This is a genomic window from Prauserella isguenensis, assembly GCF_014191605.1.
Classification (GTDB): Bacteria; Actinomycetota; Actinomycetes; order Mycobacteriales; family Pseudonocardiaceae; genus Prauserella; species Prauserella isguenensis.
The window spans coordinates 895,846-910,646 of record NZ_JACHWU010000002.1; the positions used below are offsets into that span (position 1 = coordinate 895,846).

At 69.6% G+C, this 14,801-nt stretch carries 12 protein-coding genes; 8 read left to right on the top strand and 4 right to left on the bottom strand.

All coding sequences use genetic code 11. The annotated features are described in order from the left end of the window. Genes FHS23_RS12685 through FHS23_RS12700 form a run of 4 tightly spaced genes read right to left on the bottom strand, consistent with a single transcriptional unit; the run spans nucleotide 1 to nucleotide 5,424 of the window. Entirely contained in the window at nucleotides 1–1,374 is a 1,374-nt protein-coding gene (locus FHS23_RS12685; RefSeq protein WP_183653607.1) for an L-serine ammonia-lyase, read from the bottom strand. Continuing rightward, a complete protein-coding gene (locus tag FHS23_RS12690) occupies nucleotides 1,374–2,291 on the bottom strand; it encodes a bifunctional 5,10-methylenetetrahydrofolate dehydrogenase/5,10-methenyltetrahydrofolate cyclohydrolase (RefSeq protein WP_425501116.1) in 918 nt (305 codons plus the stop codon). The genes FHS23_RS12685 and FHS23_RS12690 overlap by 1 nt, the downstream gene beginning before the upstream one ends. Nucleotides 2,292–2,296: 5 nt before the next feature. Beyond that, on the bottom strand, nucleotides 2,297–2,917 hold the full coding sequence (locus FHS23_RS12695) for a cyclodeaminase/cyclohydrolase family protein (RefSeq protein WP_183653613.1): 621 nt from the start codon (nucleotides 2,915–2,917) through the stop codon (nucleotides 2,297–2,299). A gap of 41 nt (nucleotides 2,918–2,958) precedes the next feature. Beyond that, nucleotides 2,959–5,424 carry a GcvT family protein gene (locus tag FHS23_RS12700; protein WP_183653616.1) on the bottom strand — a complete coding sequence of 822 codons (2,466 nt, stop codon included), beginning with the start codon at nucleotides 5,422–5,424 and terminating at the stop codon, nucleotides 2,959–2,961. Nucleotides 5,425–5,868: 444 nt separating this feature from the next. On the opposite strand from FHS23_RS12700, the gene glyA reads away from it, so the two are divergent. The 8 genes from glyA to FHS23_RS12740 form a co-directional block, all read left to right on the top strand. Continuing rightward, nucleotides 5,869–7,167, top strand: a complete 1,299-nt coding sequence (gene glyA, locus FHS23_RS12705; protein ID WP_183653620.1) for a serine hydroxymethyltransferase — start codon at nucleotides 5,869–5,871, stop codon at nucleotides 7,165–7,167. Further along, nucleotides 7,167–8,396, top strand: coding sequence for a sarcosine oxidase subunit beta family protein (locus FHS23_RS12710; RefSeq protein ID WP_221219345.1), 1,230 nt, complete (start codon nucleotides 7,167–7,169; stop codon nucleotides 8,394–8,396). The genes glyA and FHS23_RS12710 overlap by 1 nt, the downstream gene beginning before the upstream one ends. A 10-nt stretch (nucleotides 8,397–8,406) precedes the next feature. Next, entirely contained in the window at nucleotides 8,407–8,676 is a 270-nt protein-coding gene (locus FHS23_RS12715; protein WP_183653623.1) for a sarcosine oxidase subunit delta, read from the top strand. After that, nucleotides 8,673–11,513 (top strand): 2Fe-2S iron-sulfur cluster-binding protein, encoded by a 2,841-nt coding sequence (locus FHS23_RS12720; RefSeq protein WP_183653626.1) that lies wholly within the window; start codon nucleotides 8,673–8,675, stop codon nucleotides 11,511–11,513. The genes FHS23_RS12715 and FHS23_RS12720 overlap by 4 nt, the downstream gene beginning before the upstream one ends. After that, nucleotides 11,506–12,144, top strand: coding sequence for a sarcosine oxidase subunit gamma (locus tag FHS23_RS12725; protein ID WP_183653629.1), 639 nt, complete (start codon nucleotides 11,506–11,508; stop codon nucleotides 12,142–12,144). The genes FHS23_RS12720 and FHS23_RS12725 overlap by 8 nt, the downstream gene beginning before the upstream one ends. Further along, the gene (locus FHS23_RS12730) at nucleotides 12,141–13,223 is read left to right on the top strand and encodes an S-(hydroxymethyl)mycothiol dehydrogenase (protein ID WP_183653632.1); all 1,083 of its coding nucleotides are present in this window, start codon (nucleotides 12,141–12,143) and stop codon (nucleotides 13,221–13,223) included. The genes FHS23_RS12725 and FHS23_RS12730 overlap by 4 nt, the downstream gene beginning before the upstream one ends. Before the next feature lie 175 nt (nucleotides 13,224–13,398). Beyond that, a complete protein-coding gene (locus tag FHS23_RS12735; RefSeq protein ID WP_183653635.1) occupies nucleotides 13,399–14,253 on the top strand; it encodes a methylenetetrahydrofolate reductase in 855 nt (284 codons plus the stop codon). A 211-nt stretch (nucleotides 14,254–14,464) separates the two neighbouring features. Continuing rightward, the coding region (locus FHS23_RS12740) for a BCCT family transporter (RefSeq protein WP_246381961.1) at nucleotides 14,465–14,801 on the top strand (337 nt) is incomplete at its 3' end.

Genomic DNA, 14,801 nt, shown 5'->3' on the forward strand with positions numbered 1-14,801 from the left:
TCAGCATTCCACGATGTTGAGCGCGAGGCCGCCGCGAGCGGTCTCCTTGTACTTGTCCTTCATGTCGGCCCCGGTCTCGCGCATCGTCTTGATCGCCTTGTCCAGGGACACGTGGTGCCGGCCGTCGCCGCGCAGCGCCATCCGGGCTGCGGTGATCGCCGTGATCGCGGCCACCGCGTTGCGCTCGATGCACGGGATCTGCACCAGTCCGCCCACCGGGTCGCAGGTCAGCCCGAGGTTGTGTTCGATACCGATCTCCGCGGCGTTCTCCACCTGCTCGGGGGTTCCGCCGAGCACCTCGGCGAGCCCGGCTGCGGCCATCGAACAGGCCGATCCGACCTCGCCCTGGCAGCCGACCTCGGCACCGGAGATGGAGGCGTTCTCCTTGAACAGCACGCCGATCGCCCCGGCGGTGAGCAGGAAACGCACCGCGGCGTCGTCGTCGAAATGTGGCAGGTAGCGGTGCGCGTAGTGCAGCACGGCAGGCACGATCCCGGCTGCGCCGTTGGTCGGTGCGGTCACCACCCGGCCGCCCGCCGCGTTCTGCTCGTTGACAGCCAGGGCGAACAGCGTCACCCACTCCATGGCCTGCGCCGCGTCCCCCTCCCCTGCGCTGTCCTCGAGGCTGGCTCGCAGTTCGCGAGCGCGGCGGCGAACCTTGAGCCCGCCTGGCAGCGTCCCGCCGGTGCGGGTGCCCTGCTCGACGCACTCCTGCATCACCGCCCAGATGTGCAGCAGTCCGGCACGTGTCTCGACCTCGGTGCGCCAGCTGCGCTCGTTGGCCAGGACCACGTCGCTGATCCGCGACCCGGCGGCGGTGGTGTGCGCCAGCAGCTGCTCGGCGGTGCTGAACGGGTGGCGCACCGGGGTGTCGTCCTCGACGAGCACCGGCCGCCCCGCCTCGTCCTCGTCGACGACGAAGCCGCCGCCGACCGAGTAGTACTCGCGGCGATCGAGCCGAACCCCCGCCTCGTCGAAGGCCTCGAACATCATGCCGTTGCTGTGGAAGTCGAGCCGGGTGTTGCGGTGCAGCACCACGTCCCCGTCCACGTCGAAGGCGATCTTGTGGGCACCGCCGAGACTCAGCCGGGCTTCCTCTCGAGCGGCCTGCACCAACGGTTCGGCCGCCACCGGGTCGACCAGGTGCGGCTGCTCCCCTGCCAGCCCCAGGACCACGGCCTTGACGCTGCCGTGCCCGTGCCCGGTGGCGCCGAGCGAACCGAACAGCTCACAGCGCACCTGCGTGACGCGCTGCAGCAACCCGCTCTCACGCAGATGCTGAACGAACAGGTAGGCGGCTCGCATCGGGCCGACGGTGTGCGAACTCGACGGCCCGATGCCGACCTTGAACAAGTCGAATACGGAAAGGCTCATCAGTGCTCCGAACTGGTTCGCAGCTGGGACTCGGCGGCGTGCCGGGGCCGGCGGGCGCTGCGGACCGCCGACCGCACGGTGTGCTGCAGTAGCAGCGCGGTGGTCACCGGGCCCACGCCCCCTGGCACCGGGGTGAGGCCGGCGACATGCACGGACGGATCGACGTCGCCGACGAGCCCGCCGTCGGTGGTCGGGTTGGTGCCGACGTCGACGACGATCGCGCCATCCCTGACGTGTTTGTCGGTGATCAGGTCGGGCTTGCCGACCGCGACCACCAGCACGTCGGCGTCCGGGGTGAACGCGGTCAGTTCCGGGGTGTGCCGGTGGCAGATCGTGACGGTCGCGTCGCGCTGCAACAGCAGCCGCGCGACCGGCTTGCCGACCACGTTCGAACGCCCCACCACGACGCAGTTGCGCCCGGCGAGCTCGACCTCGTGGTGATCGAGCAGTTCCAGGACCGCAGCGGCGGTCGCCGGCGGGTACGCGGGCAGGCCCGCGGCCAGGTTGCCGAGCGAGACCGGGTTGGCCCCGTCGACGTCCTTGCGGGGATCGATCGCCGAAGCCAGGTCTTCGAAGTGCGCGCCGGCAGGCAGCGGAGTCTGCAGGATGATGCCGTGCACCGACCCGTCGGCGCTGAGTTGCTCCAGCGTGGCGCGGATCAGCTGGGGGTCCGCGCCCGCACCGAGATCGACCGTCCGGCAGTCGATTCCGGCCTTGCCCGCGGCGCGGGCGATCGATCGCACGTACCAGGCACTGGACTCGTCGTCGGTGGCCACCACCACCGCCAGCCCCGGGGTGGTCCCGGACTCGGTGAGCTCCGCGGCGTCGACCGCGGCCCGCGTGCGGATCTCGCGGGCCAGTCCGGTGCCACCGAGTTCTCGGACGGCGTCGTCGGATCGGATTTCGGTGGGCTGCATCGTGGTCATCGCAGGATCTGCTCCCGAACGGCGGAGGTGACGGAGTCGGCGCGCAGCAGGGTGTCGTCGGTCTTGACGATCGCCTCGTCGAGTTCGGCGTGGACGTCGGGATCGGTGATTCCGGCGAGGTTGATCTCGACGTTGACCCGGGCGGTCGAGATGGCCGCCCGTGCCGCGACCGCGGCTGCCGCCACGTCGCTGATCACGTTGGGGTTTCCGATCGGCCGCAACAGCTCGGCGAGCTCGACGAGCTGGGCGGCCAGAGCGGCCACCCTGGCCGGGACCCGCCCAGCCTCGGCGAGTGCAGCCGCGATGGCCGAGGAACGCTGCTGCTTCTCCTCGGCGGTCTGCTTGGGCAGTGCATAGGCTGCGGCGACCGCGCCGAAGGCCTCCGCATCCTGCTCCGCCAGATCGAGGCAGAGCCCGCGCAGCTCATCGGCGGCCTCACACGCCTCCTGCAGGGTCTCGGCCTGCTCGGCGTACTTCTCGCCGTCGCTGTAGCGGGCGACCATGGACAGCAGCGCCGCGGCCTGCGCGGCGTGCAGCGCTGCGGCCGCCCCGCCACCGGGCGCCGGCACCCTGGCGCCCAGCTCGTGTAGGTAGTGTTCGATCGTCTCGGTGCGCATGGACGTCCTTCGCGGTCGTGCGCCCGCGGGCGCAGTGCTGGTCACCGGCGGATCCGGTGCATGTCCGGGTCGACAAGGGGCTCGGCCGCGACGGTCGCGGCCACCATGCGGTCGAAGTACTGGATGCGCACCTGCGTGCCCTCGACGGCCTCGGCGGGCAGCCAGGCGTAGGCGATCGGGGTGCCGAGGGTGTGGGAGAAGGCCGCCGAGGTGACGTATCCGGAGGCCACACCGTCGACGAACACCGGCTCGGAGCCCAGCACCACGCTGCGCTCGTCGTCGATGGTCAGGCAGCGCAGCTTCCGGGTGACCGACTCGGGGTCGATCGCCTCGAGGGCCTCCCGGCCGACGAAATCGCCCTTCTGCATCCGCACCGCGAAGCCGAGCCCGGCTTCGAACGGGTTGTGCTCGGTGGTCATGTCCGCGCCCCAGGCGCGGTAGCCCTTCTCCAGCCGCAGGCTGTTGAACGCCGCTCGCCCGGCCGCCACGACACCGTGCTCGCGGCCGGCCGCGTAGAGCACGTCCCAGAGCCGCTGGCCGTACTGGGCGCTGGTGTAGAGCTCCCAGCCGAGCTCACCGACGTAGGACACCCGCATCGCGGTGACCGGGATACCGGCGATGCGAATCTGCTTGCAGCGGAAGAACTTCAGGGCCTCGTGCGAGAGGTCCTCCCGGCTCAGCGGCTGCACCAGGTCGCGGGCCCGCGGGCCCCAGACTCCGATGCAGCAGGTGCCGCCGGTGATGTCGCGCAGGTGCACGCTGCCGTCCTCGGGCAGCTCGCGGCGCATCCGATCGAAGTCGAGGTTGCCGTTGGCACCGACCTGGAACAGCTGCTCCTCCAGCCGCGCCACGGTGAGGTCGCTGCGCACGCCGCCCGCCTCGTCGAGCATCAACGTGTAGGTCACCGACCCGACGGACTTGTCGAGCTTGTTCGTGGTGAGCCGGTCCAGGAACGCCAGCGCGCCCGGGCCGCTGACCTCGAGGCGCTTGAGCGAGGTCATGTCGAACATGGCGACGTCGGTGCGCGTCTTCCACGCCTCGACCGCGGCGATCGGGCTGTGGTACATCGCCGCCCACGCGTCCCTGGCCGGTGGCTGCCACTCCATCGGCAGTTCCTTGACCAGCGGCGCGTTCGCCTCGTACCAGTGGGGCCGCTCCCAACCGTGGGCCTCGAGGAACACCGCGCCCAGTTCCTTCTGCCGTGCGTGGAACGGGCTCACCCGCAGGTCACGCGGTGAGAACTTGGGCTGCAGCGGGTGCTTGACGTCGTAGACCTCCACGAAGCCCTGCGAAGCCGTCTCCTCGACGTACTCAGGGGTCGTCTCGATCTCGTCGAAGCGGTGCACGTCGCAGCCGTGCAGCTCGATCTCGCTGCGCCCGTCCACGAGCAGCTGCGCCACCGACCGAGCCACGCCCGCGGAGTGGGTCACCCACACAGCCTCGGCGATCCAGAAACCCGCCACGTCCGGCGACTCACCGACCAGCGGACCGCCGTCGGGAGTGAACGACATGACCCCGTTGAAGCCGGTCTCGACGGACGCCGACTCCAATGCGGGCAGCAACCGCTGGGTGTGCTCCCAGGAAGGCGCGAAGTCCGCGTCGGTGAACGGCAGCACCGAGGGCATGGCCGACTCGGAGGGATCGTCCACTTCGGGCAGATCGCTCAGGCGCACCGGCATCGGGCGGTGCGCGTAGGTGCCGATGCCCAACCGGTCCACGTGCTCGCGGTAGTAGAGGTCGCGATCCTGATGGCGCAGAATCGGCAGTTTGGCCTCGGTGAGTTCGTCGTTGCGACCCGCGAGTTCGGGAAGCTGGTCGGTCTTGGCGTACTGGTGCGCCATGGGCAGCAGCGGGACGTTCATGCCGGCCATCTCACCGAGTTGCGGACCCCAGAACCCGGCGCAGGACACCACGATGTCGGCGGGCACCTCGCCCTGGTCCGTTTCCACCCCGGTCACGCGGCCACCCCGCTGGTTGATCCCCAGCACCCGGGTCTCGCCGCGGAACCGGGCCCCGCGAGCGGCCGCCCGCCGCGTCAGCGCCAGCACCGCGCGGGGCGCCTTGGCCAGACCGTCGGTGGGTGTGTGGAACCCGCCGAGGATGCGATCGGCCTCGAGCAGCGGATGCAGCTTGACGCATTCCTCGGGCGAGATGACTTCTCCGGGGACGCCCCAGGAGGTGGCCAAGCCCTGCTTGCGGTGCAGATCGGCCAGCCGCTCCGGGGTGGTCGCCACTTCCAGCCCGCCGACCTGGTTGAAGCACCAGCCTTCGTCGGCGTGCAGGCTCTTGAACTTCTCGACGGTGTAGGTGGCGAACTCGGTCATCGTCTTCGACGCGCCGGTCTGGTACACGAGGCCGGGCGCGTGCGAGGTCGAGCCGCCGGTCAGCGGCAACGGCCCCTGATCGAGGACGGTGACCTCGTTCCACCCGCGGCTGGTGAGCTCGTCGGCCAGGTTCGCACCGACGATCCCGGCTCCGACGATGACGACGCGAGGGGTCGTGCTCATGCAGGTCTCCTTACGGGACGGCGAGATTTCGAACTGAGGAGCGATACCGCCTTCGGCAGGCGGTTCTCGTTGCGGAGAAGGGCTTCGGAATGTGCGGCGCCGCCGGGCCGCGCCGGAAGGGTGGATGCTCACCCCTCTGACCGAGGACTGATATATCAACTACACAACACGGTAGGACGGCGGGTGTGATCCGGTCAACACGTAGCCGAAAATCGCTGGTAAGCCGACTGCCTGAACGCTCCCGATGAGGCGTTCGACCGCTTTGTCCGGGCGCGCGGAGCCGCGGTGCGCGGGTTTCAGACCGAACTCCGGAATCCCTTGACCGCGCAGCACGCGGTGTTACTGTGACCTACATCTGATATTTCAGTTGACTTTCAGGCGAGCCGAGCGTTCGGCCTTGCCAACCCTCGATCCCCTGCTGCGTGCCAGCGCGGAAGGAGTCCCATGAATTCGTCCACCGATGATCTGTTCGACCATCCACTCTCGGCGGTGGACCCGGAGGTGGCGACGGCGGTCGGCGCCGAGTTGGGCCGCCAGCGGAACACGCTGGAGATGATCGCGTCGGAGAACTTCGCTCCCCAGGCGGTGCTCGAGGCCCAGGGCTCGGTGCTGACCAACAAGTACGCCGAGGGCTACCCCCGTAAGCGCTACTACGGCGGCTGCGAACACGTCGACGTCGTCGAACAGCTGGCGATCGACCGCGTCAAGGACCTCTTCGGCGCCGACTACGCCAACGTCCAGCCCCACTCCGGCGCCCAGGCCAACGCCGCGGCCATGTTCGCCCTACTGAAGCCCGGCGACACCATCATGGGCCTCGACCTGGCCCACGGCGGGCACCTGACCCACGGCATGCGGATCAACTTCTCCGGCAAGCTCTACAACGTCGCGGCTTACACCGTCAGCGACGACACCCACCGCGTCGACATGGACGAGGTGGCGCGACTGGCCCGCGAGCACAAGCCGCAGCTGATCATCGCAGGCTGGTCGGCCTACCCCCGCCGGCTCGACTTCGCCCGCTTCCGCGCCATCGCCGACGAGGTCGGCGCCTACCTCATGGTCGACATGGCCCACTTCGCCGGGCTCGTGGCCGCCGGACTCCACCCCAACCCGCTGCCGCACGCCCACGTCGTCACCACCACCACGCACAAGACTCTCGGCGGCCCGCGCGGCGGCGTCATCCTGTCCAACGACACCGAGTTCGCCAAGAAACTCAACTCCGCGGTCTTTCCCGGCCAGCAGGGCGGCCCCCTCGAACACGTCATCGCGGGCAAGGCCGTGGCCTTCAAGATCGCCGCAGGCGAGGCGTTCGCGGAGCGCCAGCGCCGCACCGTCGAAGGCGCCCGCATCCTGGCCGAACGCCTCCGGGCCGACGACGCCCGCGAGGTGGGTGTGCGGTTGGTCTCCGGGGGTACCGACGTGCACCTCGTGCTGGTCGACCTGCGCGACGCGGAACTCAACGGCCAGCAGGCCGAGGACCGCCTCCACGAGATCGGCATCACCGTCAACCGCAACGCGGTGCCGAACGACCCTCGACCGCCCATGGTCACCAGCGGGCTGCGCATCGGCACCCCTGCGTTGGCCACCCGCGGCTTCGGTGCCGCCGAATTCACCGAGATCGCCGACGTCATCGCCGAAGCGCTCCAGCCCGGGTTCGACGGGGCCACCAGCGCCGAACTCCGCGCCCGCGTCGAAGCGCTCGCCACCAAGCACCCCCTCTACCCGAACCTGATCGGAGGGTTCTGATGCCGCGTACGCCCGGTGCCGATCTGCCGGACCACCCGGACTGGCTCTGGAACTCCCCTGAACCGAAACACTCCTACGACGTCGTGATCGTGGGCGGTGGTGGTCACGGCCTGGCCACCGCCTACTACCTGGCGGTCAACCACGGCATCACCAATATGGCGGTGCTGGAGAGCGGGTGGCTTGCCGGCGGGAACATGGCGCGCAACACCACGATCATCCGCTCGAACTACCTCTGGGACGAGAGCGCGGGGCTGTACGAGCACGCGATGAAGCTCTGGGAAGGCCTGGAGGACGAGCTCGACTACCCGCTGCTGTTCTCCCAGCGCGGCGTGCTCAACCTCGCCCACTCCCTGCAGGACGTGCGCGACAGCAAGCGGCGGGTCGGTGCCAACCGGCTCAACGGCATCGACGCCGAATGGCTCGACGCAGACCAGGTCGCCGAGATCTGCCCGATCCTGAACACCTCGGAGGACCTGCGTTACCCGGTGATGGGTGCGACCTGGCAGCCGCGGGCGGGCATCGCCAAGCACGACCACGTCGCCTGGGGCTTCGCCCGCGCGCTGGACCGCATGGGCGTGGACCTGGTGCAGAACTGTCAGGTCACCGGTTTCGACCGGATCGGCGACCGGATCACCGGCGTGCGCACCACCCGCGGTGACATCGCCGCAGGCAAGGTCGCCCTCGCGGCTGCCGGCTCCACCTCGGTGTTGACCGACGAACTCGGGTTGGCGCTGCCCATCCAGAGTCACCCGCTGCAGGCGCTGGTCTCCGAACTCCTCGAACCGGTGCATCCCACCGTGGTCATGTCCAACGCGGTGCACGTGTACGTGTCCCAGGCACACAAGGGCGAACTCGTGCTCGGTGCGGGCATCGACGCCTACAACTCCTACGGCCAGCGCGGCGCGTTCCACACCATCGAACGGGAGCTGACCGCCGCGGTGGAACTGTTCCCGATGTTCTCCCGCGCCCACGTGCTGCGTACCTGGGCCGGCGTCGTGGACGTCACTCCCGACGCCTCGGCGATCATGGGCCTGACGCCGTTCGAGAACCTCTACGTCAACTGCGGCTGGGGAACCGGCGGTTTCAAGGCCACGCCAGGGGTCGGCTGGTGCTACGCGCACACGATCGCCCATGACGAACCCCACCCGCTGAACGCACCCTTCAACCTCGACCGCTTCGCGACCGGCGCCCTGGTCGACGAACACGGCGCCGCCGGCGTCGCCCACTAGGAGAACCGCCATGATGCTGATTCCGTGCCCGTGGTGCGGGCCACGCAACGAGACCGAGTTCCACTACGGCGGCCAGGCCGACGTGCCGTACCCGGCCGAACCACAAGAACTGTCCGATGTGGAGTGGGCGCGCTTTCTGTTCTACCGCGCCAACCCCAAGGGCCTCTTCTCCGAGCGGTGGAACCACCAGGCAGGCTGCCGCCGCTGGTTCACCGTCCGCCGCGACACGACCACCAACGAGATCTTCCAGGACGACTCCCACGAGGCGGTGACGAGGTGACTGGCGAGTACAGGCTTGCCGAAGGCGGCCGGATCAACCGCGACCGCCCGGTCCGGTTCCGGTTCGACGGCCACGAGTACGAAGGGTTCGACGGCGACACGCTCGCCTCGGCGCTGCTGGCGAACGGCGTGCATCAGGTCGGCACCAGCATCCGCTACGGACGGCCGCGTGGCATCGCCTCGGCGGGCCCGGAGGAGCCCAACGCGCTGGTGCAGATCGAGGAGCCCTTTCCCGAGCCGATGCTGACCGCGACCACGGTAGCGCTGCACGACGGTCTGGTCGCGTCCTCGCTGCCCGGGCAGGGGCGGCTGGCGACCGACCCCGACCCGGCTCGCTACGACGCGATCAACGCGCACTGCGACGTGCTGGTCGTCGGCGCGGGCCCGGCGGGGTTGGCCGCCGCGCTGAGCGCGGCCCGCAGCGGAGCCCGGGTGATCATCGCCGACTCCGACACCGAGTTCGGCGGCAGCCTGCTCGGCAGCGACGAGGAGCTCGATCACGCTCCCGCGGGGCGCTGGATCGACCGCGTCACCGCCGAGCTGCGGGCGACCCCGGAGGTCACGGTGTTGCCCCGCACCACCGTGTTCGGCTGCTACGACGACAACTATCTGGTGGCCGTCGAACACCGGGGCGAGGACACATTCACCCGGCAGCGCACCTGGCACGTCCGCGCCCGCGAGGTCGTACTCGCCACCGGCTCCCACGAGCGGCCCTTGGTCTTCCCCGGCAACGACCGTCCCGGCACCATGCTCGCAGGCTCGGCCCGCACCTACGTGCACCGCTACGGCGTGCTGCCCGGTCACCGCGCCGTCGCGTTCACCACCAACGACAGTGCCTACGCCGCCGCCGTCGACCTGCACGACGCCGGGGTGGAGATCGCGGCCGTGGTCGACGTACGTCCCGTGGCCACGACCTTGTGGACCGCACGGTGTGTCGAGCGGGGCATCCAGATCCTGACCAACTGCGCGGTCACCGGCACCTCGGGCACCGACCGCGTCAGCGGCGCTCAGATCTCCCCCGTGCCCTCCGGCGATTCGGCTCCGACCGTTGCCTCCGAACTCGACTGCGATCTGCTGCTCGTATCGGGCGGCTGGAACCCTGCGGTGCACCTGCACAGCCAGGCACGCGGAACCGTGCGGTACTCCGAGGAGATCTGCGCGCTCGTCCCCGACCGCGCCACCCGCGGTGTGCGCACGGTGGGCGCTGCCGCAGGCACCTTCACCACCGGCGAGTGTCTGCGTACCGGGTCCGAAGCGGGCAGCGCCGCGGCGCGCGCGACCGGGTTCGACGCCGACCCCGCCGAGGTTCCCAGCTCCCCGTCCGGCCCCGTCACACCGCCGCAGCCGACCTGGCTGCTGCCGGGCCTTTCCGCGGACTCCGACCACGATCAGTTCGTCGATCTGGCACGGGACGCGACGGTCGCCGACGTGCGCAAGGCCGTCGGGGCCGGGATGTCGTCCGTGGAACACATCAAACGGTTCACCACCATCGGCACCGCCCACGACCAGGGCAAGACCTCCGGCCTGCTGTCCTCCGGCGTGATCGCCGAGCTCCTCGGCGTCGAGGTCGCGCAGGTCGGCGCCACCACGTTCCGCCCGCCCTACGCACCGGTGGCGTTCGCCGCGCTGGCCGGTCGCGACCGCGGCGACCTCTACGACCCCATCCGGGTCACCGCGATGCACGACTGGCACCTCGCGCAGCAGTGCCCGTTCGAGAACGTCGGCCAGTGGAAGCGGCCTTGGTACTACCCGCGGCCCGGGGAGGACATGGATTCCGCCGTACTGCGCGAATGCCACGCGGTGCGCACCGGCGTGGGGATGCAGGACGTCTCGACGCTCGGCAAGATCGACGTGCAGGGCCCGGACGCGGCCGAGTTCCTCGATCTCGTCTACACGAACAAGATGAGCACGCTCAAGGTCGGCCGCATCCGTTACGGCCTGATGTGCCACGCCGACGGCATGGTCTTCGATGACGGCACCGTGATGCGTACCGACGAGCACCGCTACCTCATCTCCACCACCTCGGGCGGTGCGGCCGGCGTACTCGAATGGCTCGAGGACTGGTTGCAGACCGAATGGCCGCACCTGCGGGTTCACTTGACCTCGGTCACCGAGCACTGGGCCACCATCGCCCTTGCCGGTCCCCGCTCTCGCGACGTGCTCGCCCGCGTGACCTCGGACATCGACCTCGCGGCCGACGCCTTCCCGTTCATGTCCTGGACCGACGGCACCGTCGCGGGCCGGGCCGCGCGGGTGTGCCGGATCAGCTTCTCCGGCGAACTCGCCTTCGAGATCAACGTCCCCTGGTGGCACGGCCGCGAGGTCTGGGATGCGCTGTACGAGGCCGGTTCCGATCTGGACATCACGCCCTACGGCACCGAGACCATGCACGTGCTGCGGGCCGAGAAGGGTTTCCCCATCGTCGGGCAGGACACCGACGGCACGGTCACCCCGCACGATCTCGGGATGAGCTGGGCGGTGTCGAAGAAGAAGGACGACTTCCTCGGCATGCGCTCGTTCAGCCGCGCAGACACCGTCCGCTCGGACCGCAAACACCTCGTCGGGTTGTTGCCACCGGCCGACTCCGCCGTCGTGCCGGAAGGCACCCAGTTGGTGGAGCTGTCCGAGCTGCCCGAACCGCCGGTTCCCATGCTCGGGCACATCACCTCCAGTTACCGCAGCGCCGCCCTCGACCGCCCCTTCGCCCTCGCCTTGGTGAAGAGCGGCCGAGACCGCATCGGGCAGACCGTCTACGGCCACGTCGGCGACCGGCTCGTGCCCGTCGAGATCACCGAACCGGTCTTCTACGACAAGGAAGGAAACCGTCGCGATGGCTGAGCTCCACGGCGAGTCCCCGCTGGCCGCCCGCGCCGAGACACTGGCCGGCTCCTCGGTGCCCGGTGCCGTGCAACTGTCCGAAGTGGCCTTCACCGCCCAGATCACGCTGCGCGTCGACCCGAAGAGCCCGGCAGCCGAGCGCATCGGCACGGCCGTGGGCACGATGCTGCCCAATCAGCCCGGTCAGGTCGCCCGCACCGAACAGCTGCAGATCCTCTGGATGGGTCCGGACGAATGGCTGCTGGTCGGCCCGGAGGGCAGCGCCGGGCGGATTCAGGCAACACTCGCCGAGGCCCTCGGCGAGGACCACGGCTCGGTGGTCGACGTGTCCGGCAACCGCACGATCGTCGAGGTCACCGGCCCGAGATCCCGGGAGCTGCTGGCCAAGGGCTGCGCGCTCGACCTGCATCGGCGCAGCTTCACCTCCGACCAGTGCGCACAGACGCTGCTGGCACGCGCCGGAGTGGTCGTGCTGTGCCGGGACGCCGACGAGCCGAGCTTCTGGATTCTCGTCCGCGCATCCTTCGCGCGCTATCTCGCCGACTGGCTTGCCGACGCGGCCGCGGAGTACCGGGACCGAACCCGACAAGCAGCATCCGTCCGTACGCTGGCGAATGGGAGCGACCGGTGACCGAAGTGCGCGCCGTGGTGGCCATGGGCGAGGGTAAGCCCGTGGAGGTCACCACGATCCATGTCCCGGATCCCGGCCCGGGTGAGGCCGTGGTCGACGTGCAGGCCTGCGGTGTCTGCCACACCGATCTGCACTACCGGGAAGGCGGCATCAACGACGAGTTCCCGTTCCTGCTCGGTCACGAGGTGGCCGGCAGGGTGGCTGCCGTCGGCGAAGGTGTGCACAACGTCGAGCCGGGCGACTTCGTCGTGCTCAACTGGCGCGCGGTGTGTGGCAGCTGCCGGGCCTGCAGGCGCGGCCGCCCCCAGTACTGCTTCGACACCCACAACGCCGACCAGCCGATGACCCTGGCCGACGGTACCCCGCTGTCACCCGCACTGGGGATCGGCGGGTTCGCCGAGAAGACTCTGGTGCACTCGACGCAATGCACCAAGGTGGGGCGATCGGGGCGTCCGGCGGTGGCCGGCCTGTTGGGTTGCGGCGTGATGGCCGGTATCGGCGCCGCGGTGAACACCGGTCAGACCGGGCCTGGCGATTCCGTGGCGGTGATCGGCTGCGGCGGCGTCGGCGACGGGGCCGTGGCCGGGGCGGCGATGACAGGGGCGCGGCGGATCATCGCGGTCGACACCGACCCGAAGAAACTCGACTGGGCGTGCCAGTTCGGCGCCACGCACACCGTCAACGCATCCGAGGCCGACACGGTCGAGGCGATCCGTGAGCTCACCGGCGGCAACGGTGCGGACGTGGTGATCGACGCGGTCGGGGTGCCCAAGACCTACGAGCAGGCGTTCTACGCCAGGGACCTGGCGGGAACCGTCGTACTGGTCGGCGTTCCGGACCCGACGATGCGGCTGGACCTGCCGTTGCTGGACGTGTTCGCCCGCGGCGGCGCCTTGAAGTCCAGCTGGTACGGCGATTGCTTGCCGGAGCGGGACTTCCCGATGCTCACCGAGCTCTATCTGCAGGGCCGGTTGCCGCTGGAGAAGTTCGTGACCGAGGAGATCGCGCTGGACGGGGTCGAGGCTGCGTTCGAGAAGATGCACCGCGGTGACGTGCTGCGTTCGGTGGTGACCTTCTGATGGCGACCCGAGCAGGCCACGCCGTCGTCCCACTGACGTTCTCTGTGGACGGCGAGGCGATCTCGCAGGTCGCCGAGTGGGTCGAACGGGGCCACTAGCCAGTCCGCCGGAAGCCACGCCTCCAACCGGAGGGGCTTTCAGCACGCGTCTCATCACCCGCAACAGGGAGTCCGCGATGTTCTCTCAACCTTCCGCGCATCACCGGGTCGTGCTGGCCGGAGCTCTGCGGCACGCATCCTACGAGGTTCTGCCGTTCCGCAGCACCGAGGACAAGGTGCTCGCCCACGTCCCGCTGGACGTGCCGCTGACGGTCACCGCCACCGAAGCCAAGGGCATCGAGGCAACCGTCGAGCTCGCCGTCCGGTTGAGCAAGAACGGATACCACGCCGCACCGCACCTGCCCGCCCGGCTGATTCGTGACCGCGCGGAGCTCGACGACGTCGCCGCACGACTGGTGGAGTCCGGAATCGAGCGGATCTTCGCTATCGGCGGGGACGCAGCCGAACCCGCCGGGGAGTTCGCTGACGCGGAGAGCCTGCTGCTCGCCCTCAGCGAGGCCGGGCACTCTTTCCGCAGCGTGGGCATCGCGGGATACCCCGAGGGACACGGCAAGCTGCCCGACACGGTGATCGACGACGCGCTGCACGCCAAGGCCGGCCGCGCGCACGAGATCATCACCCAGCTGTGCTTCAATCCCGATAGCACGATCGGCTGGGCCCGCAGACTGCGCGCCGAAGGTATCCACACGCCGATCCGGGTGGGCGTGCCGGGTTCGATAAACCGCCAGAAGCTGATCCGCGTGTCGGCCGGCCTCGGACTCGGGCAGTCCGCCCGCTTCCTGGCCAAGCAGTCCACCATGCTCTGGCGGTTCTTCCTGCCCAGTGGTTACCGTCCGGACAAGCTGATCACCGCGTTGGCCGACCAGATGGGCCGTCCCGACAACGAGCTCGCCGGCTTCCATCTGTTCACCTTCAACGACCTCGCCGGCACCGAGCGCTGGCGGCAGCAGTGGCTCGCCCGACTGTCGTGACACAGGATCGTCCGATACATCCGGCCGGCGCACGCCGGCCGCAATCCCGCCCTTGCTCGGAGCTCGGAGCCGGGGCGTTCGAACAGGAGTTGTTGTCGTGGCTTCGGAGGTAGAAGCGGAATCGGGTGCGGCGGATGGGTCGCGTGGGGTTCCGCGGGCGCGGTTGTCCAGGCCGGTGTTCGTGCCGGCTGTGGTGGTGATCGTTGCTGCGTTGGGGTTCGCGACGTGGTACGGCGCGCGCTATGGCGATGGTGCGGCCGAGGCGTTCACCGAGTTGCGTGATGTCATCGGCACGCATGTGGGCTGGTGGTACATCATCGTGGTCACCGCGATGTTGGTGTTCTGCCTGTGGGCGGCACTGTCGAAAGTGGGCACCATCCGGCTCGGCAGGGACGACGAGCGGCCGGAGTTCTCGCTGTACTCGTGGTTCGCGATGCTCTTCTCCGCGGGAAAGGGCATCGGCCTGGTCTTTTCCGGGGTGTCCGAGCCGCTGAACCACATGGTCAACCCGCCGGAGATGGCCGGGGTGCAGGCCGGCAGTGACGAGG

Bases quoted from the DNA above. Each gene is read 5' to 3' on its own strand.
- FHS23_RS12690 (WP_425501116.1), bottom strand. From the start codon at position 2,291: ATGCAGCCCACCGAAATCCGATCCGACGACGCCGTCCGAGAACTCGGT.
- FHS23_RS12725 (WP_183653629.1), top strand. From the start codon at position 11,506: ATGGCTGAGCTCCACGGCGAGTCCCCGCTGGCCGCCCGCGCCGAGACA.
- FHS23_RS12685 (WP_183653607.1), bottom strand. From the start codon at position 1,374: ATGAGCCTTTCCGTATTCGACTTGTTCAAGGTCGGCATCGGGCCGTCG.
- FHS23_RS12700 (WP_183653616.1), bottom strand. From the start codon at position 5,424: ATGAGCACGACCCCTCGCGTCGTCATCGTCGGAGCCGGGATCGTCGGT.
- FHS23_RS12735 (WP_183653635.1), top strand. From the start codon at position 13,399: ATGTTCTCTCAACCTTCCGCGCATCACCGGGTCGTGCTGGCCGGAGCT.
- FHS23_RS12695 (WP_183653613.1), bottom strand. From the start codon at position 2,917: ATGCGCACCGAGACGATCGAACACTACCTACACGAGCTGGGCGCCAGG.
- FHS23_RS12715 (WP_183653623.1), top strand. From the start codon at position 8,407: ATGATGCTGATTCCGTGCCCGTGGTGCGGGCCACGCAACGAGACCGAG.
- FHS23_RS12710 (WP_221219345.1), top strand. From the start codon at position 7,167: ATGCCGCGTACGCCCGGTGCCGATCTGCCGGACCACCCGGACTGGCTC.
- glyA (WP_183653620.1), top strand. From the start codon at position 5,869: ATGAATTCGTCCACCGATGATCTGTTCGACCATCCACTCTCGGCGGTG.